This window comes from Francisella sp. 19S2-4 (assembly GCF_036281795.1).
GTDB lineage: Bacteria > Pseudomonadota > Gammaproteobacteria > Francisellales > Francisellaceae > Francisella.
The window spans coordinates 1-19,868 of record NZ_JAWUZH010000041.1 but is presented as its reverse complement, the minus strand read 5'-3'; the positions used below and the strand labels follow the sequence as shown (position 1 = coordinate 19,868).

Here is a 19,868-nt window from a genome sequence, read left to right as displayed (position 1 = left end):
GCTAAGTTTTTACTAAAAATAGCAAAAATATTCCTATTCATAGAAATTGAAAGATTTATTCAACAGTCTTTACTATTCTGTGGCAAGAAAAAAAGGCAAAGGACAACGGTAAAAATTTTGGAGTACAAGTCGCGAAAACTTGGTACTGGTATGATACTTGGCTAAAGGAAGTCAAATCGCACTGCGCAGAGAATGCAAAAAAGTATGGAAAAAACACATAACAAATTGCTAAACAAAATCATCTGCTTACTTATTTTATAAAAATATGTTGATAATATATACAAACAACTACAAATCTAAACTCTTACTAACTATTTCAAAGACATTTTTACTTGGATTTGATGCTTTGATTCTTTCAAGTTCTTTTTTCATCAAAGCCTGTCTAGCACTATCATAACGCTTCCAGCTCATTAGATTACGAGCCATTCTAGCCGCAACTTGATGATTGATTTTATCAAGTTCTAACACTATATCAGCCATAAAAGCATATCCTAAACCATCTTTACGATGATATTGCGAGAAATTAGCGCCAAAACCACCAATAAGCGAGTAAACTTTATTTGGATTTTTAAAATTATATGCTGGATGACTAACTAGAGCTTTAACTATTTCTAAAGCTGATTCATGAGACATCTGAGCTTGAGATAGAAGCCATTTATTTACAACTAAATCCTCATGCTTCCAACTATTATAAAACTCATTAATAGCATTATCACGAACTTGTTTATCATTAGATTTTAATAATGCTGAAAATGCTGTTTGCTGATCTGTCATATTATCAGCACTATCAAATAATTGTTGAGCTAACTCAGTACATTGACTTTGGTCACTAGCATTCATTAGATAACTCAAACATACACTTTTTAGCTTTCTCTTAGCAATTTGCTCAGCTGATAGGCTATATGCTTTATTATCATTACATTCTTGATAGACAGCTAACCAATCATCCTTTAGTTTATCTGCTAATTGATTTAAAACTTTATTACGTGCAGCTACAATATCATCAACCATAATAGTTGACGTTGCTTCAGCAATAGTAGATTCACTAGGTATAAGTAGAGCATCACTAATTAAAGCTTTATCTAACTCTTTATCGTGTAATATTGATTTGAAAGCATTTAAAAATTCATCATTTACATCAGATTTATTTAAAATGATATTAGTAGCAATTTTTTGTAATGAATCCCAACGATTAAAAGCATTATTATCATACTTAACTATATGAAGTAGTTCTTTTTCAGAAATATTTTGCTCAACTTTTACTGGCGCAGAGAAATCTCTAAATAATGAAGCTACAGGCTTTGCAGAAATGCCTTTAAATACATAAGTTTGTTTTTGTTCTTTTAGCTCGATAATTTGCTCATGAATATTTTCACCATTAGGTGTGATAAGACCCATTTTAACAGGTATATGAAGAGCTTGTTTTTCTTTTTGATCGGCTGTTGGTTGAGTAGTTTGCTCTAGTATTAAGCTATAAGTTTGATTTTGAGCATCATAATTCTCACTAACTTTAATATTTGGAGTACCTGATTGAGCATACCATCTTTTAAATAAGCTAAAATCACGATTGTTAGCGTCTGCCATAGCATTCACAAAATCATCACATGTAACAGCTTGACCATCATGTCTTTCAAAATAAAGCTTCATTCCTTTTTGGAAACCTTCTTCACCTAGCAAAGTATGAATCATTCTAATTATTTCAGCACCTTTATTGTAAACAGTTACAGTATAAAAGTTATTCATTTCGATATATGAAGCAGGGCGGATAGGATGAGACATTGGACTAGCATCCTCAGCAAATTGTACATTTCTAATAATACGTACATCATCTATACGTTTAACATCTCTTGAGTTTAAATCAGAAGTAAATTCTTGATCTCTAAATACAGTCAATCCCTCTTTTAAACTTAGCTGAAACCAATCTCTACATGTAACTCTATCTCCTGTCCAGTTATGGAAATATTCATGTCCTACAACACTTTGTATTAATTCAAAGTCTTTATCTGTAGCTGTCTTGTCACTAGCCATAATATATTTTGTGTTAAATATATTTAAACCTTTATTTTCCATTGCTCCAGCATTAAAATCAGGTACAGCAACGATCATAAAAGTATCAAGATCATACTCTAAGTTAAATCTTTCTTCATCCCATTTCATTGAATCTTTAACAGCTTGCATAGCATAATGACATTTATCAATATCTTGTTTAAATGCGTAAATTTCTAAACTAACTTTACGATTTGATTTAGTAGTGAAAGTATCTTTTATACTTGCTAAATCTCCCGCTACAAGTGCAAATAAATAGCATGGTTTTTTGAAAGGATCTTTCCATGTTGCAAAATGTAGAGAGTCTGAAATATCGCCAGTATCAATCTTATCTCCATTAGATAAAATGATAGGATATTTATGTTTATTAGCAATAATTTTAACAGTATAAGAAGACATCACATCTGGTCTATCTAGATAATAGGTTATATTTCTAAACCCTGTTGCTTCACATTGCGTACAAAACACATTTCCAGACTTATATAAACCTTCTAAAGAGGTATTTGCAGATGGATTAATCTCAACAACTGTTTGTAATATAAAGTCATTTGGCACATTATGAATAGTCAATTGGTTATTATTAATACTAAAATCAGCTTCTGATAAATCTTTATCATCTATTTTTATTGATAATAATTTTAAATTAACACCATCTAAGACTAATGTATTGTTTTCGATACTTTCAGGATTTTTAATAAAGTGTAAATCAGCTGTTACAATTGTTTTAGACTCATCAAGATTAAAAGTTAAATTTGTTTTTTCAATAAGATAATTACTTGGTTGATAGTCTTTTAAATACTTAATTTTAGGTTGAGACATAACTAAGCTATAAGTTAATTTTATTTCTCTCTAGAATAGCAGTCACTATATTTAGTTGCAATTATTATGCAACAAGATAGCTATACTTTAATAATGCTTTTTTAGCAATTAATACTCTTATAGTTACAAAAATATTTCTTGAATTTTTATAAGCTGATCTTATATTCAAAAATGGAAGATGAGAAAACAATTTTCATAAGGAGAACAAACATGAGTAAAGAAATAAGATATAATCCATTTGAGTTAAAACACTCTATAAACGATCTTTTTGATAATTTCTTTAGTTTTTCTAAAGGATATCCAGAAGAAAAATACTTGCAGAACATACACCTAGATATCACTGAGGATGACTCTGCCTACAATATTAGCGCAGATCTAGCAGGTGTAGAAGAAAAAGATATAGATATTGAGCTAGATAAAAATAAACTATCTATAAAAGCCAAACGTGAACACTCACATAAAGATAAGAAACATCATGTACAAGAACGTTACTATGGGGAGTATCAGCGTACAATAAACTTACCAGAAAATATAGATAGTGAAAATATAGATGCTAAATATAAAAATGGAGTTTTAAATCTAATCATTCCTAAAAAAGAAAAAGATAATACTTCTAAGAAGATAGCTATAAAATCTTAATAATCTCTGATAATTTCAAAGACTTCTTTTAATTTTTTTTGATCTTTTTGACCTGGTTCAGATTCAACCCCAGAATTAATATCATAAGCAGAACATTTTAATTCTATAGCTTTAGCTATATTTTTAGAATTTAGGCCTCCTGCTAATATTATGTTATTTTTACTATCTATAAGATCCCAATCAAAAGCCTTTCCAGTACCTCCAGATTGGCCATCAACCTGAGCATCTAACAAATGGTAATCAACATTATTCAAGAATTTAGGAATAGTTTTATCTACTCCGTAAGCTTTCCATATCTGACAATTTCTATGTATCTTAGATTTTAAAGTATCTATATACTCTTGATTTTCGTTACCATGTAATTGAATAGCACTTAATTTTAGATTGTAAGAAGCATTTACAACATCCTCAATATTAGCATTAGCAAAAACGCCTACATAATTAAGTTTGACTTTTTTTGTTATAGATTTTGCCATGTCAAAATTTATAAATCTTGGAGATTTTTCAACAAAAATAAATCCTCCATATACAGCTCCTGCATTATAAGCTTTTCGAGCATTTTCTACAGAAGTAAGCCCACATACTTTATTAAAACCATATATTATCTTTCTAACAGCTAGCTCTAAATTACGTTCTCCCATAATAGAACTACCTATAAGAAGGCCATTTACAAACTTTCTAAGCTCTCGTACTTCTTGGTTTTTATAAATTCCTGACTCAGATATAATAATAGTTCCTTTTGGCACTTTAGGAGCTAATACACGAGTAGTATTTAAATCTATAGATAGGTCTCTAAGATTACGATTATTTATACCAATTACTTTTGCTTTTAGATTTATAGCTCTTTGAAGCTCTTCTTCATTACTAGCTTCTGTAAGTATTCCCATACCAAGACGGTTAGCAACTTTAGCTAATTTTTTATATTCATTATCATCTAAAACAGAGAGCATTAATAAAATAGCATCTGCTTTATAATGTCTCGCTAGATATATTTGATATTCATCAATTATAAAATCTTTACAAAGAACAGGTTGCTCAACTTGATTTCTTATAATTTCTAAATTAGCAAAACTGCCCATAAAAAATTCTTCATCTGTTAATACTGATATAGCATTTGCATAATTTTTATATACAGATGCTATTTCATTTAGATCGAACTTTTTACGAATTAAGCCTTTAGAAGGAGAGCCTTTTTTACACTCTAGTATAAATACTGCCTTATCTGAAGTTAATGCGTCATAAAAACTTCTATCTGTTTTAGTAACTTCATCTTTAAAAACATCTAGAGGGAAGAGTCTTTTTTTAGCAAAAAGCCATTTTCTTTTTGCTTCAACAATTTTTGCTAATATAGTTTCCATATTTATTAATCTTTTTATTTAATTTTTAGTGATATTTTAAACGAAAAATATATAAAAGTTTAATTTTTATATTCATAAACTTATTTATATTTTATTAGATATACTCTACATTTATTTCTATAAAATCTTCAATAGGATTATATCTATCAAAGTCTGCTTTATAAGCTCTTTTTCTAGAGCTGTCACTCCAAATTTCTTGCCATTTTTCTATAGCTACATCAGGAAGATCTCCTTCAACTCTGAAAATTTCATGATTACCATCAATAATAACTGAATTTAAACCTGTTGGTACATCAAAACTATCATCTACTTCATAGCCTATCAATAAAGTATATGGAGCAGTATAATCACCTTCATACTCATAATAAACAGATATTATATCTTGTGATAAATTTTGACCATTAAGATACTCTAAAACTTCACTATTAAAGAAAAGCTCCCATGCTTGCTCAAGCAAGTCATCTCTATCATTTGAAACTTTCGTTGATACGCCTACTATTTTCATATTTTCCTACAATTTCCTAAAAATTATTATAATTGACTAGCTTTTATCTAGTCAAACATTCTGTATAGCTAGATGGTATATCAAAAGGTACTATATTACTATATTTCCAGTCTATATTTTTCCATACTTTATTTACTGTTTGATCGCGCTTACAGCCTGTACGATAGTAACAATATCTTTTAGGATTTTTATCATGATAATCTTGATGATATTTTTCAGCTTCATAAAATTTTGTCGATGGCAAAATTTGTGTATATACTTCTTTATTATTTTTACTAAATATTTGTCTTAATTGTTTTGTAACTGCTTCAGCTGTATTTTTTTGACTATTATTTAAATAATAAATTGCAGATTGATACTGCTTACCTTTATCACAAAATTGTCCTTTTGAATCAGTAGGATCTATACGTCGATAAAAATACTCAACAAGCTCTTCATAGCTTATTTTTTTAGGATCATATATAACTTCCACAGATTCTTTATAGTTCGTAGTTCCTGACGATACTATTTCATAATTAGGATTCTTTCGAGATCCTCCATCATATCCAGAAATAACTTTCACAATACCATTATGACTTAATTTAGGATTTTTTTGCATATATTCAAAATCTGATTCTAAACACCAAAAACAACCACCTGCAAAAACAGCTTTATCATATGATACATTGCTATTAGCTGAAAAACCTAAACTGCAAGATAATATAGACAGACTATAGATTATTTTTTTCATTTTCTATTTCCAAAATTTATAACATTCTCTAAAGTTTTAAAACATTTACCAGATTTAATCAACTCTAAAATATATTGCGTATTTTGTTTAAGATCTTTTTTGTCATAAAGTTTCATCATCATCGCTACATTTACTGCTACAGCAGCATTATGAGCCTGTTTACCTTTACCTAAAAGTATTTGTTTTATAATTTCTTTATTCTGTTCTGGTGTACCACCTTCAATATCTTTAATATTAAAAATATCTATTCCAAAATCTCGTGGAGAAACTATATATTCTTTAATTTCATTATTTTTCACCTCTGCTACTATAGTATCTCCATGAATAGCTACTTCATCTAATCCATTTCCATGCACTATAACAGCTCTTTCTATCCCTAATTCAATCAAAGTTTTTGCTATTGGCAAAATTAGATCTTTTGAGTAAACACCTATAACAATTTTATTAGGTCTTGCAGGATTTATTAAAGGTCCAATAATATTAAAAATAGTTCTAGTTTTGAGTATAGATCTTGCTTCTTTTACATATTTAAAACCATCATTATAAAAAGGCGCAAATAAAAAACCTATATTATTTATATCTATACATTCTTTTGTTTTTTCTGGCGAAAACTCTATATTTACACCAAAAGATTCCAAAAGATCAAAAGATCCTGATTTACTTGATGCACTTCTACTACCATGCTTAGCTACTTTATAACCAGCTGCTGCTGCAACTATAGCTGCTGTTGTAGATATATTTATAGTATTAAAACCATCACCTCCTGTACCTACAACATCTATTAAATCTCCTTCCATTTTTGGAAATTTTTTTGCATTATCTAGCAAAACTTTTACTGCTGCTGATATATCTAGTGGAGTCTCTTTTTTTAATTTAAGTGCTATTAATATACTAGTCTGTAAAGCTAACTCTATTTCTCCTTTAATAAAAGATTTAAATAACTGATAACTCTCTTGATAATCTAAATCTTCTAAATTATATAATTTATCAACTATTTTTCTTAAATCACTCATTACTAATCCATTTAACTACATTATCTAAAAGTTTTGAACCATGTATAGTCATTATAGACTCAGGATGAAATTGTAGACCACAAACTTTATTTTTATCATCTATCACAGCCATAACTAAATCATTAACTTCAGCTATAGTCTCTAATCCTGTAGGTACTTTTATTGCTACTAATGAATGATATCTTGCTACTGTTAATGGAGATTTTAAACCTTTAAATATAGCATGATTATTATGTTTTACTCTAGCTATCTTACCATGTACTATTTCATTAGCATGAGAAACTATTCCACCATAAGCCTCTATTATTGCTTGATGTCCTAAACAAATTCCTATTATTGGTATTTTACCTTTTATTATAGATATCAAATCAACAATACATCCTGCATTAGCTGGATTACCAGGACCTGGAGATATAACTACTATTGGATTTTCTGTTGAATTAATTTTATCAAGTAATACTTCTAAATATAAATTATTTCTATATACCTCAACATTATTTCCCAAAATTTTAAACTCATCAACTAAGTTATAAGAAAAAGAATCAAAATTATCTATAAATATAATATTTGCCATCAGTTATACTCCATGTACATTTTTAATTGCCGATATTACAGCTTGCGCTTTTGTTCTAGTTTCATCAGCTTCTGCTATAGGTACAGAATCTAAAACTACACCAGCTCCAGCTTGAATTTCAGCAATTTCATTTTCAACATAAGCAGAACGAATAACTATACAACTATCTAAATCACCATACCCATTTAAATAACCTACAGCTCCACCATAACCCCCTCTTGTTTGCTTTTCAACTTCAGATATTAATTGCATAGCTTTTATTTTTGGAGCTCCTGTAAGTGTTCCCATATTCATAGATGCTTGATATGCATGAAGAGCATCTAAATCATCTGCAAGTTGGCCAACAACTCTTGATACTAAATGCATCACATGACTATATCTATCAACTTTCAAAAGATCAGCTAAATATCTAGTCCCTGTTTTTGATATTCTTGCTACATCATTTCTAGCTAAATCTACCAACATCATATGTTCTGCATTTTCTTTTGTATCCAATCTAAGTTCTAATTCTATTCTACTATCTAAATCGTAATTAATACTTCCATCAGGATTTTTGGCACGTCTACGTGTACCTGCTATAGGATATATTTCTACTTGATTAGTATTTTTTTGATATTTTAAAGCACTTTCTGGTGATGCTCCAAAAAGTATAAAATCTTCATCTTGCATATAAAACATATATGGACTTGGATTTGTACGCTTAAGCTCTTTATAAACTTCTAAAGAATTTTGACATGGCAAAAAGAAACTTCTTGAAGGTACAACCTGAAATATATCTCCATTAATAATATGAGATTTTAATTTATCGACAATACTACAAAATTCCTTATCATTTATTGATTCTTTTACTTCTAGATTATCGAATTTTTCAATTTTTATATTAATATCTTTATTTATATTATCTTGAATATATTTAATATTAATATCTAATTCATTAGCATTATTAGAATTAAAATTATTAGTTTGGATATAAGTTTCTTTCCTTTGATGATCACTAACCATAATAGTATCAGCTAAATAAAACACAAAATCAGGACATTTGTTTTTGCGATTAACATCACCTATATTCTCAAAACCACCAACTACATCATATGCAAATAATCCTGCTAAAAATATACTAAACTCATTAGTTATTACAAAACTTTCTTTTATTAATCTTAAAGCATCAAATACAGATTCTTTTTTAAGGTTTTCATGTTCATTAAGATTATTATCTTTTTTAATATCAAAATTTAAAACTAATTCATTATTATTATAATTAACTTGTATAGTATTTTTTACTCTATCTTTTATAGTATTTAAAGCGGCTTCACCATTTTTAGATAAATACTTTATAAAAACTTTATTTTTTATACAAGAAACTCTTAAAGCACTATTTAATACTAAAATACTTTTTAATTTATCTTTTGTATCTATCTCTGCAGATTCCAATAAAATAGTATTTTTTTTATCTATACATAAATTAGCAAAACATCTATTTAGATCTTCTTGATAATCTATTTTATAAATATTTGAAACTAAAAATCCTTTTTTATTTTCTTCTATAGATATTTTTGTATCTAACATTATTAATTACCTTTTAGTTTTTAATATTATTTTCCAAATATTTCTTTTATTTTTTTAGAGCATTCTTTTAAAGCATTAGAACATCTTGTCACTGTACAAATGCTAATTTTTAAACTCTTAGCTATTTCTCTTTGTGATTTATCTTTATTTATAAGCTCTTTTGTTAATAATACTCTTTTATTTAATTGTTCTACTTCTTCTTTAGTTAAGAAAAAATTACATATAATTTCTATATCTTTTGGATTATTATTTTGAGCAAGAACGTCCATTAATTGCTTCCAACCACTGTCTGGTGATGTCATAAAAATAAAAATTTAATATTTTGTAATTATGTAATGTTACACAGATACAAAACAAACATCAAGAATTAAAATACTAATTCACTTTATTTATATTATTTATAAAAAATTTTTTATCATTTAAGCTTCACTATGATAAATTTTAATGAGTTTGTATATATAGATATAAAATTTTCTAAAAAACTCCATATAAAGCTTTTATAGCTTAATGATGAGCATTCATTATATTAAATAGATTTTTTTAAAATGAAAATAAAAATTAAGGTCTAAATCGTATCAGAAGTAAAAAGGGGAAAACTGAGTTTTAAGAAATAGACCTTAATGAGAATATGGCGGAATGGACGGGACTCGAACCCGCGACCCCCTGCGTGACAGGCAGGTATTCTAACCAAACTGAACTACCACTCCGTTTTATGGTGCCGACTGCCGGAATCGAACTGGCGACCTACTGATTACAAGTCAGTTGCTCTACCTATTGAGCTAAGTCGGCGACTATGAGTTAGTATTATATATCCTTTTGTAATACTGTCAATAATATTTTTGCATTTTTTATTAATTTAGTGGAATTATGTCATATTGATTATAGATATGATTACTCTCAGCTTTTAAATGGATATTTTTTTGTATATCTAACTCCAATTCTGCAAGCCAAATAGATTCTTCTTTTTCTATATAATCAATTATTTTTTTTGAAGAAATTAATAAAAAATTATTATAATTTGGGTAATTTCTAGCTTCAGACTTTATTTCTCTAAAAATATCATAACAAATAGTCTGTAATGTTTTAACACTTCCTTTACCATGACAATGATCACAAGGTTCGCATAAAGTCCTCGCTAAGCTCTCATGAACCCTTTTACGTGTCATTTCAACCAATCCTAGCTCTGATATATCACTTACACTAGTCCTAGCCTTATCAAGCTCTAATTCTTTCTTCAAGGCCTCTAAAACTTGATTCTTATTTGATTGATCCATCATATCTATAAAATCAATTATTATAATGCCACCTAAATTTCTTAGTCTTAATTGTCTTGCTAACTCTTTTGTAGCTTCTAAATTTGTTTTAAATATGGTTTCTTCAAGATTTTTTGTACCTATAAATCCTCCAGTATTTACATCTATAGTTATCATAGCTTCTGTTTGTTCTATTATTAGATAACCTCCAGATTTTAAATAAACTCTCTTATCTAAGGCTTTATTTATTTCATTATCTATATCAAATTCTTCAAATATATTATATTTTTGATAAAGTTCTATTTTATCTCTTAGACCAGGAATATATCTATCAGCAAATTGACAAATTTCCTTATAAGAATCTATATTATCTACAAGAATTTTATTAGGATTATCATTAGCAAATATATTTATTGTCTTTATTATTAAACTAAAATCTTCATAAACAACACCTGGTTTTAAAATAGTACTAGAAATATCTAAAATATCTTGCCATAAAGTATTTAAAAATTTTATATCACTTTCTAATTCTTCAAAACTTGCTCCTTCAGCAGCTGTCCGTAAAATATATCCACGAGGATTTTCACTTTGTGTTATTTTTTGAATAGAATCTAATAATCTTTGTTTTTCTTCTTCTTTATTAATTTTTAATGATATTCCTATATGATCTAAATCAGGTAAAAAAACTAAAAATCTTGAAGAAACTGATAAATGAGAAGTTAATTTGACTCCTTTATTACCTATACTTTCTTTTACTACTTGTACTAAAACTTCTTGTCCTTCACGCAACCACTTATTAATATCTTCTGTGTTTAATTTTTTTAATTTAAAGTTTTCATCTGTTTCACTATAATCTCTTTCTAAAGGAATAACTTCAGATAAGTGTAAGAATCCTGCTTTTTCTAAACCTATATCTACAAAAGCAGCTTGCATTCCAGGTAATACTCTTATTATTTTACCTTTATATATATTTCCAACAATTCTTTTTTGATTATCTCGTTCTATTAATATTTCTTTTAAAATATTATTTTCTTTTACTGCTATTCTTTGTTCGTACTTATTAATATTTAGAAAAATTTCTGTATTTAAAGACATTTAGAAAATATTTTGAATTTTATTAACATTTATTATAAACAAAAAAAATTTTTTTTATATTTTTCCTTATTTTTTCTTTTATCTATTTATATAAAGTATTTATTTCTTTTTTTATATTATTATTTATTATGTAAGTTAAAACTTGTTGATAACTTGATGAAAGCTATATAATAAAAGCTTTTTTAGTAGATAGGAAAACATGTATAAGGATGTTTAAAGGAGATAAAGTTAATATGGATAGAAATGTGGATAAAAAACAACCAGAATTATCAACAAAAATATCAACATATTTGTGAATAACTTAATAAACAAAAGGTTGAACAAAAAATAAACAAATTAATTAACAGAATTATCCACAACCTAATTTTTTTATGATTGCTTCTTCAGCACTATTGCAATACAATCTTACACATTCAGTTACTATTTGCTTTTTATAAATATCTAACCCTTTATTTATAAGGTTTTTGGATACAATATTGTTATGACTACATGGAATAAATGTTTAAAAAAAATAAAAAAAAGCCTTTCTACGTTTGAATATAAAACGTGGATAAAGCCTATCTATGTAGACCAAAATAGTAACTTATTCACAATTTATTGTAATAATGAATATTTTAAAAAACATATAAAATCTAAGTATGGAAATCTTATTTTATCAACAATTCAAGAGTTTCATGGTAATGATTTATTAATAGAATATTCTAATAAAAAGTTTTCAGGTGAAAAAAATTTAGAAGCTGTTTCTGCTGGTCCACAAGCTAATTTTTTCAACAAAACAAATATTGAAGTTAAAGATGATGATGCAGATGAGTTAAATGAAGTTAAAGAAGTAAAAAAAACTCAGAAAAAGACTGCTAAATCATCATCGCAAGAGTTATTTGGTTTTGATGAAGCTATGCTTATTACAGCAAAAGATGATGAACAATATTCTTTTGGTTTACCATTAAAAGAAAAATATGTTTTTGATAATTTTGTTGTTGGAGATGCAAATAAGATAGCTAGAGCTGCTGCTATGCAAGTTTCTATAAATCCTGGTAAACTGCATAATCCTTTATTTATTTATGGTGGAAGTGGCTTAGGTAAAACTCACTTGATGCAAGCAATTGGTAATCATGCAAGAGATGTTAACCCAAATGCTAGAATTATTTATACAAACTCAGAACAGTTTATTAAAGATTATGTAAATTCGATTCGCCTACAAGATCAAGATGAATTTCAAAGAGTCTACAGATCTGCAGATATACTTTTGATAGATGATATTCAGTTTATCGCAGGTAAAGAAGGTACAGCTCAAGAGTTTTTCCATACATTTAATGCATTATATGAAAGTGGTAAGCAGATAATCTTAACTAGTGATAAATATCCAAATGAAATAGAAGGTCTAGAAGAAAGATTAGTATCTCGATTTGGATATGGTTTGACAGTTTCTGTAGATATGCCAGATTTAGAAACTAGAATAGCTATTTTGCTTAAAAAAGCTCATGATTTAGGTCAAAAATTACCTAATGAGACGGCTGTTTTTATAGCTGAAAATGTTAGAACTAATGTAAGAGAGCTTGAAGGGGCTTTAAATAGAGTTTTAACAACTTCTAAATTTAATCATAAAGATCCTACTGTAGAAGTAGCTCAATCTTGCTTAAGAGATGTTATAAAAATCCAAGAAAAAAAGGTAAAAATAGATAATATCCAGAAAGTAGTAGCGGATTTTTATAGAATTAGAGTAAAAGATTTAACTTCTAATCAAAGAAGTAGAAATATAGCTAGACCAAGACAAATAGCAATGAGTTTAGCAAGAGAGTTAACATCACATAGCTTACCAGAAATTGGTAATGCTTTTGGTGGTAGAGATCATACTACTGTGATGCATGCTGTTAAAGCAATAACTAAATTAAGACAAAGCAATACATCTATATCGGATGATTATGAGTTGCTTTTAGATAAAATTTCTCGTTAAATATATATATGATTCATAGGGGTTTTTAAAAAATGAATTTTGTACTAAATAGAGATGACTTACTAAAGCCTTTGCAATCTATGCTATCTGTGGCTAATAGCAAAAGTACAATGCCTTTATTATCTTGTATCTTATTTGATATAAGTAATAATAATTTGAAAATTACAGCTTCAGACTTAGATACAGAGATATCTTGTAATATAACTGTTAGTTGTAATGAAACGGTTAAATTAGCATTAAATGCTGACAAAATTTATAATATAGTTAGAAGTCTTAATGATAATTCTATGATTGATTTTAGAATTATAGATAATAAAGTAACGATTATTTCTAATAATAGTACTTTTAATCTTATTTCATTAAATGCTGATAATTATCCGCTTATTGATAATAATATAAGTGAACAAGCAAGCTTTGATATATCTCAACAAGATTTTCATCATATAATTTCAAAAGTAGATTTTTCTATGGCGAATGATGATACTAGATATTTCCTTAATGGTATGTTTTGGGAAATTAATGCAAATCTTTTAAGAGCTGTATCTACAGATGGACATAGAATGTCAATTACAGAAGCTATAATAGATAGTAAGGTTCTTGATAGTGCTAGCCAATCAATTATCCCAAGAAAAGCTATATTAGAGCTTAAAAAAATTGTTGGTAAATCTGAAGAAACTATAAAAATTTGCCTTGGAAAAAATTACCTTAAAGCAGAATTTGGTAGTTATGCTTTTATATCAAAACTTATAGATGGGCGTTATCCTGATTATCAAAAAGTAATTCCTAAAAATAATACTAAGCTTTTAGCCGTTGATAAATATGTTTTGAAAAACTCTCTATTAAGAACATCTATTCTTGCTAATGATAAATATAAAGGTGTACGTTTAAATATATCCCAAGGACAAGTACTTTTATCAGCTAATAACCCTGATAATGAAAAAGCAGAAGATAAAGTTGCAGTTCAATATAATGATAATGCTATGGAAATCTGTTTTAACTATAAGTATTTGCTAGACATAATTAATGTAATTAGTGAAGAAACAATGAATATTTATCTTGATAATCCTAACATGAGTGCTTTAGTTAAAGATGAAAAAGATAATAGTTTATTTATTATCATGCCAATGAAAATCTAATCAATTATCTAATATAATTTACTATAAAAAGAACATAAAAATTCTAAGAAAAATTTCTTTCTGATATATTTTTAGGTATAAATAGTAAGGCAATAAAAAAAGGTATGCATAAAAACATTATGTAGAACCCAGGAATTAAATAATTTCCTGTAGTAGTAATTAATAGTGTCATAAGAAAAGCAGCAGTTCCTCCAAATAAAGAAACACTTATATTGAATCCTAGTCCAAAGCCAGTATTTCTATTTCTAACAGGAAATAAACCTGCTGTATTTGCAAATATTGGACCAATTACTGCACCACTTATAATAGCAAGATAAAAAATAGCTATAGAAACGAGATGATGATATTTTATAATAGTTTGATATATTGGTAAAACAGTTATAAACAATACTATAGAAGCATATATTAAAACTTTTTTGCCTCCAACCTTATCAGCTATATATCCAAATAAAATCGAAGAAAACATTAAAATTATTATACTAATTGTGCAAATTAATAAAATATGCTTAAAGTCATAGTGTAAGTAATGACTTGCATATGTAGGCATATATGAAATACCCATAAAAACTAAAACAGCTACTAAAGAAGAAAGAAAAAAAGTAATAATAATATTATGCCATTCATATTTAATAGCATCGCTAATAGGGTTTTTAACAATAGCTTTTTTTGTTTTAAGTTCTAGAAAATCTTGAGTTTCAGATGATTTATATCTGATATATAGTCCAGAGAGTATAATTATAAATCCAAAAATAAAAGGAATTCTCCAACCCCAATCTAATATTTCGGAATTGCTTAATAATTTAAATAAACAATAACTAATACTACTAGCTAATAAAAGAGCAAAAAAGGAAGAGCTGATAAGTAGAGCTCCAGAAATATTTTGTTTATTTTTATTTGAGCTTTCTAAAATAAATGCAGCCGCACCACCAATTTCTCCACCAACAGCAAACCCTTGTAATATTCTTATAATCATAAGAAATATAGGAGCATATATACCTATAGAGGCATAGGTGGGAAGAAAAGTCATAAGTAGGGTTGGTACCCCCATAAGTAGTAAAGAATAGAACAGTATTTTTTTTCTGCCATATTTATCACTAAAATAACCAAAAAATAAAGCACCTAAGGGCCTAATAAAAAAACCTAAAGCAAATGCTAAATACGTATAAAGCAAAGCTAAGAAATATTCTTCTTGAGGTAAAAATAATTTAGCAATAACGGGAGCAGCAAACATACCATACATATAAAACTCATACCAATCCGCAATATTTCCAGCTAATGCAGGTAATATATTTTTTTTAAAATTTCCATTAATCATAAAAATCTCTTCAAAATTATTCAAAAAATTTAATTTTAAATTAAATTGTATCATTAGTGTTTTTCAATTTACTAAATGTTATAACACTTTCTTAAATTATTATTCACATATTTATAAATTTCTTTAGAGTGAAAATATTGATTATTTATTATTGTTTGAGACATAATATAGCTATTTTAAAAATGAATATTTTATCAAAAATATGAAAAACACAAAAAAACCTAGTTTATTTACAGCTATAGCATTAAGTGTAGGAACCATGGTAGGAAGTGGTTGGTTATATGCATCATATTATGCATCTCAAGCCGCTGGAGCAGCATCTATATTTTCATGGATTATTGGAGCTTTTATAGTCCTTTTAATGGCTTTTTTATTATCAGAACTTGCTGTTAAATATCAAACAAATGGATTATTTACTCAGTTAATAACGCTATCACACAATCAACATTTTGGTTTTGTAACAGGCTTATCAAATTGGATGTTAGGGCTTATTATTGTACCATCAGAGGCTATGGCTACGACACAATATATTTCTTCTATATATAAGCGAATTACTCCTTATGTTTTTAATGATGGACAGTTGTCTTTTTTAGGTGTTTTAGTTGTTGTTTTATTTATGTTGATATATACATTGATAAATTATTGGGGAATAAAATCACTATCAAAAATAAATAATTCTTTAACTTCTTTAAAAATTATTATACCTATAGCTACATCTATAATAATTATGTTTGCAGCTTTTCACTCAAGTAACTTTGATGGAGCTAACGTTAGTTTTATGCCTAAAGGTATTGGTAGTGTTTTTAATGCTATTGTTACTTGTGGTATTTTTTATTCATTCTTTGGATTTCAGATGGCCGCTAGTTTTTCAGCTGAGTTAGAAAACCCAAAAAGAAATATACCAATAGCTTTAGTTGGAAGTGTATTAATAGTATTAATTATATATCTTTTATTACAAATATCTTTTATAGGAGGTGTTCCTGAAAAAATGCTTTCTAATGGTTGGGAAGGTTTAAATTTTGAATCTCCTTTGGCTCAACTAGCAGGAATATTAGGAATAAATGCTTTAGCTATAGTATTGTATGCAGATGCTTTAATAAGTCCATCAGGAACTGGTATCGTATATCTAGGTGGTAGTGCGCGTATGCTTAATGAAATGTCAAAAGCAAAGCAAATGCCAGAGTATTTTGCTAGAGTTTCAAAAGGTGTAAATATTTCTCGTACATCATTAGTATTTACATTTATATGCTCTATAATTTTGATATTTTTCTTTAGAAACTGGCAAATGATAGCATCCTTAACAACTACTTTTATCTTAGTTTCTTGTATTGCTTTGCCCATTGCTTATGTAAAAATTAAAAGTAATAAAGATGATCCTTTACCATTAAACTATATACCTTTTCCTAAGGTTGTAGCTTTTATTGTATATATGGTTTTAACATATTTATTAATGATAGCAGGCATCCTTAATTTAGCTGTAGCTTTGATATTGCATATAGTATTTTTCTTAATTTATGCATATGTAGGTAATAAAGGAAATATATCTAATATTATAAAAGCTTTCGCTTCATCATGGGTTATATTCGCATATTTAGTTGTAGAATTAATATTTGGTTTCATCTATGAAAATATAACATCTTATGGTTTATTTACCCTAATTTTTATAATAATATCTGCTATTTTATATATATTACTAATAAATCAAAAAGACTATTGTAATGAGTAAATAGTCATTTAACTATAATATAATCTATTAAAAAAAATTTATCCTGTTAGAATTTATTGTATGTAGAATAGTAGTTTTTATATATGAATCATATTCTATTTTCTTATTGTTTAGATGGTAAAGGTGGTGCGACACGACTAGATATACAAAACAATATAAATCAAATAGATAATACTAATCAGAAAATCATTTGGACACATCTAGATGCTAAAAACCCACAAACTAAAGAGTGGTTAAATCAAGAGTTAGATTCTTTAGATCCTTTTATTTCAGATGCTTTAATAGCTGAAGAAACAAGACCAAGATTTATACAAATAAATGATGGTATGCTAATAATTTTAAGAGGTATGAATCCTAATAAAGAAGCTAATCCCGAAGATATGATTTCAATAAGATTATGGATAGACAAAACGCGTATAATTAGTACACGTTTTAGATCTTTAAATTTGTTTAATGATATTAAGAAAAGTTTTAAGGATAATACAGGACCTAAAAATTCTGCTGATTTTATAACAACATTAATAGCTAAGCTTTCTAATCGTATGGAACCTGTGTTATCAGATCTTGATGATAAGCTGATAGATATAGAAGAACAAACAATAGAATCAACAGATAATGATTTAAGAGAATCAATCATTGCATTGCGTAAACAAACAATAGTTTTTAGAAGATATTTAGTTCCTCAGAGAGACGTGATAGAGCAGTTACGTTTAAGTAGCTTAAGTTGGTTAACAAACTCTCATAAACGTTATTTAGTAGAAATATATAACTTTGTGGTGCGATATATAGAAGATCTTGAGGAGGCTCGAGATCGTTTACAAGTTGTAAAGGATGAGATAAGCAATACTCTAAGTGATAAGCTTAATAAAAAAATGTATTTTCTATCTATTATTGCAGCTATATTTTTACCTCTAAGTTTCCTTACTGGGTTGTTAGGTATAAATGTTGCGGGAATACCAGGCTCGCAAAATGCTTATGCTTTTTGGATATTTTTAGCTATTTTATTAGCTATTGTAATATTTCAGTTATATCTATTTAAAAAATTAAAATGGCTTTGATGTATAAAGATCTTATTATTCTTGACAGTTATAATTCCCAAAATTATCTTTAGTGCAATGACGGCCACAAACTATATTATTATAGTTATCGACATGGCAAGAATCTTTCTTATAAGAAGCACATTTAACTTCGAAACCATTAGATACACAGCCATAACCACATGTAGCCCCTACGCCAAATTTTGCTATACATTGCATATTTTTTTTAGGTGCACATGCACCTGTTAGACCACCATCTGTGGCACAATGATAACCACACTTTTTTTCAGTTCCTACATTAATACATTCCCATTTACCTTTATGTTTATGGTGATGATGATGGTAATCATCAACAAAAGAGGTTGTATTAGCTGAGTAGTCTTCTGAGGCTGATAATTGATATCCAGCTGAATCACAGGCATACAGCATAGTTATCATAGTAATAATAAGTATCTTCTGGAATAAACGTTTCATACTATAGAATTGTATATATTAAATAATAGAATTTCCGTATCATAACATAAAAATTCTATTAGATTGATTTTTTATACCAAATCAAAATTAGAGTATTATTTTCTTTATAAATTTGACAAACTTATCAAAAAATTAATTATTAAAATGTAAATAGGCTTGAAAAAACTAAGGCTTAATAACCTTTATATTAAATTCCTTTCTTATCTCCTTAATAGGGACATTTAAGTATCTATCATAGTTATACCAATCCCATTTTTTAGACATTCTATAAGCTTTTAATGCTGCTAATAGACATACAGGTATATATTTTAGCATTACTAAATAGACTACAAATTTATACTTATATTTTTTAAGATAGCTATTTATAACAGTTTTATAATCGACAAATTTAAAAAATTCTTTATAGCCCTTTAAGGTGACATTAGAGCCAATTAGCGTCCATGTATCATTTATAGCTTCTCCTCTAATTTCAAAAGGAACGGTACCAAATAATATATGTGTAATATCATGGTTTTTGAACCATTTACTAGCTTCATCATGACCATCATTAGAAGACTGTTGAATTAATATCCCAAATTGTTAGATATATTTTGTAAAATACAGATGTTACAGATATTAGTATTTTAAT

General features: G+C 27.5%; 16 protein-coding genes, 2 tRNA genes and 1 pseudogene. 5 read left to right on the top strand and 14 right to left on the bottom strand.

All coding sequences use genetic code 11. The features are described from left to right. Nucleotides 1-288 precede the first annotated feature (288 nt). Nucleotides 289-2,865, bottom strand: a complete 2,577-nt coding sequence (pepN, locus tag R8535_RS08700) for an aminopeptidase N (RefSeq protein ID WP_329498384.1) — start codon at nt 2,863-2,865, stop codon at nt 289-291. A 210-nt stretch (nt 2,866-3,075) separates the two neighbouring features. Here pepN and R8535_RS08695 point away from each other — a divergent pair, with 210 nt between their 5' ends. Next, nucleotides 3,076-3,504 carry an Hsp20/alpha crystallin family protein gene (locus R8535_RS08695; protein ID WP_329498386.1) on the top strand — a complete coding sequence of 143 codons (429 nt, stop codon included), beginning with the start codon at nt 3,076-3,078 and terminating at the stop codon, nt 3,502-3,504. Here R8535_RS08695 and trpCF read toward each other — a convergent pair. From trpCF to R8535_RS08645, 10 genes are all read right to left on the bottom strand, one after another. Continuing rightward, complete coding sequence (gene trpCF, locus R8535_RS08690) at nt 3,501-4,862, bottom strand: bifunctional indole-3-glycerol-phosphate synthase TrpC/phosphoribosylanthranilate isomerase TrpF (RefSeq protein ID WP_329498387.1); 1,362 nt, start codon at nt 4,860-4,862, stop codon at nt 3,501-3,503. The genes R8535_RS08695 and trpCF overlap by 4 nt on opposite strands. Nucleotides 4,863-4,956: 94 nt before the next feature. Then, nucleotides 4,957-5,367 (bottom strand): GyrI-like domain-containing protein, encoded by a 411-nt coding sequence (locus tag R8535_RS08685; protein ID WP_329498389.1) that lies wholly within the window; start codon nt 5,365-5,367, stop codon nt 4,957-4,959. 43 nt (nt 5,368-5,410) lie between these two features. Next, the gene (gene msrA, locus R8535_RS08680; RefSeq protein ID WP_329498391.1) at nt 5,411-6,097 is read right to left on the bottom strand and encodes a peptide-methionine (S)-S-oxide reductase MsrA; all 687 of its coding nucleotides are present in this window, start codon (nt 6,095-6,097) and stop codon (nt 5,411-5,413) included. After that, entirely contained in the window at nt 6,094-7,110 is a 1,017-nt protein-coding gene (gene trpD / locus R8535_RS08675) for an anthranilate phosphoribosyltransferase (protein ID WP_329498393.1), read from the bottom strand. The genes msrA and trpD overlap by 4 nt, the downstream gene beginning before the upstream one ends. Beyond that, a complete protein-coding gene (locus R8535_RS08670) occupies nt 7,103-7,684 on the bottom strand; it encodes an aminodeoxychorismate/anthranilate synthase component II (protein WP_329498395.1) in 582 nt (193 codons plus the stop codon). The genes trpD and R8535_RS08670 overlap by 8 nt, the downstream gene beginning before the upstream one ends. Before the next feature lie 3 nt (nt 7,685-7,687). After that, on the bottom strand, nt 7,688-9,250 hold the full coding sequence (locus tag R8535_RS08665; RefSeq protein WP_442902175.1) for an anthranilate synthase component 1: 1,563 nt from the start codon (nt 9,248-9,250) through the stop codon (nt 7,688-7,690). 26 nt (nt 9,251-9,276) lie between these two features. Continuing rightward, nucleotides 9,277-9,552: a trp operon repressor gene (gene trpR / locus R8535_RS08660; protein WP_329498398.1), complete on the bottom strand. Its 276-nt coding sequence runs from the start codon at nt 9,550-9,552 to the stop codon at nt 9,277-9,279. A gap of 327 nt (nt 9,553-9,879) precedes the next feature. Further along, a tRNA-Asp gene (locus R8535_RS08655) sits at nt 9,880-9,957 on the bottom strand. Nucleotides 9,958-9,963: 6 nt separating this feature from the next. Continuing rightward, nucleotides 9,964-10,039, bottom strand: a tRNA-Thr gene (locus R8535_RS08650). Between the two features lie 62 nt (nt 10,040-10,101). Next, nucleotides 10,102-11,598: an Rne/Rng family ribonuclease gene (locus R8535_RS08645; RefSeq protein ID WP_329498399.1), complete on the bottom strand. Its 1,497-nt coding sequence runs from the start codon at nt 11,596-11,598 to the stop codon at nt 10,102-10,104. Between the two features lie 481 nt (nt 11,599-12,079). Here R8535_RS08645 and dnaA point away from each other — a divergent pair, with 481 nt between their 5' ends. Both dnaA and dnaN read left to right on the top strand, forming a co-directional pair. After that, nucleotides 12,080-13,552 (top strand): chromosomal replication initiator protein DnaA, encoded by a 1,473-nt coding sequence (dnaA, locus tag R8535_RS08640; protein ID WP_329498401.1) that lies wholly within the window; start codon nt 12,080-12,082, stop codon nt 13,550-13,552. A 32-nt stretch (nt 13,553-13,584) separates the two neighbouring features. Continuing rightward, a complete protein-coding gene (gene dnaN / locus R8535_RS08635) occupies nt 13,585-14,688 on the top strand; it encodes a DNA polymerase III subunit beta (protein ID WP_329498404.1) in 1,104 nt (367 codons plus the stop codon). Between the two features lie 43 nt (nt 14,689-14,731). Here the strand turns inward: dnaN and R8535_RS08630 are convergent, their stop codons facing one another. Next, nucleotides 14,732-16,003, bottom strand: a complete 1,272-nt coding sequence (locus R8535_RS08630; protein WP_329498406.1) for an MFS transporter — start codon at nt 16,001-16,003, stop codon at nt 14,732-14,734. 202 nt (nt 16,004-16,205) lie between these two features. On the opposite strand from R8535_RS08630, the gene R8535_RS08625 reads away from it, so the two are divergent. Both R8535_RS08625 and R8535_RS08620 read left to right on the top strand, forming a co-directional pair. Further along, nucleotides 16,206-17,729, top strand: coding sequence for an APC family permease (locus R8535_RS08625; RefSeq protein WP_329498407.1), 1,524 nt, complete (start codon nt 16,206-16,208; stop codon nt 17,727-17,729). Between the two features lie 83 nt (nt 17,730-17,812). Beyond that, nucleotides 17,813-18,787 (top strand): zinc transporter ZntB, encoded by a 975-nt coding sequence (locus tag R8535_RS08620; protein ID WP_329498409.1) that lies wholly within the window; start codon nt 17,813-17,815, stop codon nt 18,785-18,787. A gap of 15 nt (nt 18,788-18,802) precedes the next feature. Here R8535_RS08620 and R8535_RS08615 read toward each other — a convergent pair whose 3' ends face one another. Both R8535_RS08615 and R8535_RS08610 read right to left on the bottom strand, forming a co-directional pair. Next, nucleotides 18,803-19,240, bottom strand: a complete 438-nt coding sequence (locus R8535_RS08615) for a hypothetical protein (protein WP_329498411.1) — start codon at nt 19,238-19,240, stop codon at nt 18,803-18,805. Between the two features lie 165 nt (nt 19,241-19,405). Beyond that, nucleotides 19,406-19,789 (bottom strand): annotated as a pseudogene (locus R8535_RS08610) (hypothetical protein); the annotation flags it as partial. Nucleotides 19,790-19,868: the final 79 nt, after the last annotated feature.

Bases quoted from the DNA above. Each gene is read 5' to 3' on its own strand.
- pepN (WP_329498384.1), bottom strand. From the start codon at position 2,865: ATGTCTCAACCTAAAATTAAGTATTTAAAAGACTATCAACCAAGTAAT.
- R8535_RS08695 (WP_329498386.1), top strand. From the start codon at position 3,076: ATGAGTAAAGAAATAAGATATAATCCATTTGAGTTAAAACACTCTATA.
- trpCF (WP_329498387.1), bottom strand. From the start codon at position 4,862: ATGGAAACTATATTAGCAAAAATTGTTGAAGCAAAAAGAAAATGGCTT.
- R8535_RS08685 (WP_329498389.1), bottom strand. From the start codon at position 5,367: ATGAAAATAGTAGGCGTATCAACGAAAGTTTCAAATGATAGAGATGAC.
- msrA (WP_329498391.1), bottom strand. From the start codon at position 6,097: ATGAAAAAAATAATCTATAGTCTGTCTATATTATCTTGCAGTTTAGGT.
- trpD (WP_329498393.1), bottom strand. From the start codon at position 7,110: ATGAGTGATTTAAGAAAAATAGTTGATAAATTATATAATTTAGAAGAT.
- R8535_RS08670 (WP_329498395.1), bottom strand. From the start codon at position 7,684: ATGGCAAATATTATATTTATAGATAATTTTGATTCTTTTTCTTATAAC.
- R8535_RS08665 (WP_442902175.1), bottom strand. From the start codon at position 9,250: ATGTTAGATACAAAAATATCTATAGAAGAAAATAAAAAAGGATTTTTA.
- trpR (WP_329498398.1), bottom strand. From the start codon at position 9,552: ATGACATCACCAGACAGTGGTTGGAAGCAATTAATGGACGTTCTTGCT.
- R8535_RS08645 (WP_329498399.1), bottom strand. From the start codon at position 11,598: ATGTCTTTAAATACAGAAATTTTTCTAAATATTAATAAGTACGAACAA.
- dnaA (WP_329498401.1), top strand. From the start codon at position 12,080: ATGACTACATGGAATAAATGTTTAAAAAAAATAAAAAAAAGCCTTTCT.
- dnaN (WP_329498404.1), top strand. From the start codon at position 13,585: ATGAATTTTGTACTAAATAGAGATGACTTACTAAAGCCTTTGCAATCT.
- R8535_RS08630 (WP_329498406.1), bottom strand. From the start codon at position 16,003: ATGATTAATGGAAATTTTAAAAAAAATATATTACCTGCATTAGCTGGA.
- R8535_RS08625 (WP_329498407.1), top strand. From the start codon at position 16,206: ATGAAAAACACAAAAAAACCTAGTTTATTTACAGCTATAGCATTAAGT.
- R8535_RS08620 (WP_329498409.1), top strand. From the start codon at position 17,813: ATGAATCATATTCTATTTTCTTATTGTTTAGATGGTAAAGGTGGTGCG.
- R8535_RS08615 (WP_329498411.1), bottom strand. From the start codon at position 19,240: ATGAAACGTTTATTCCAGAAGATACTTATTATTACTATGATAACTATG.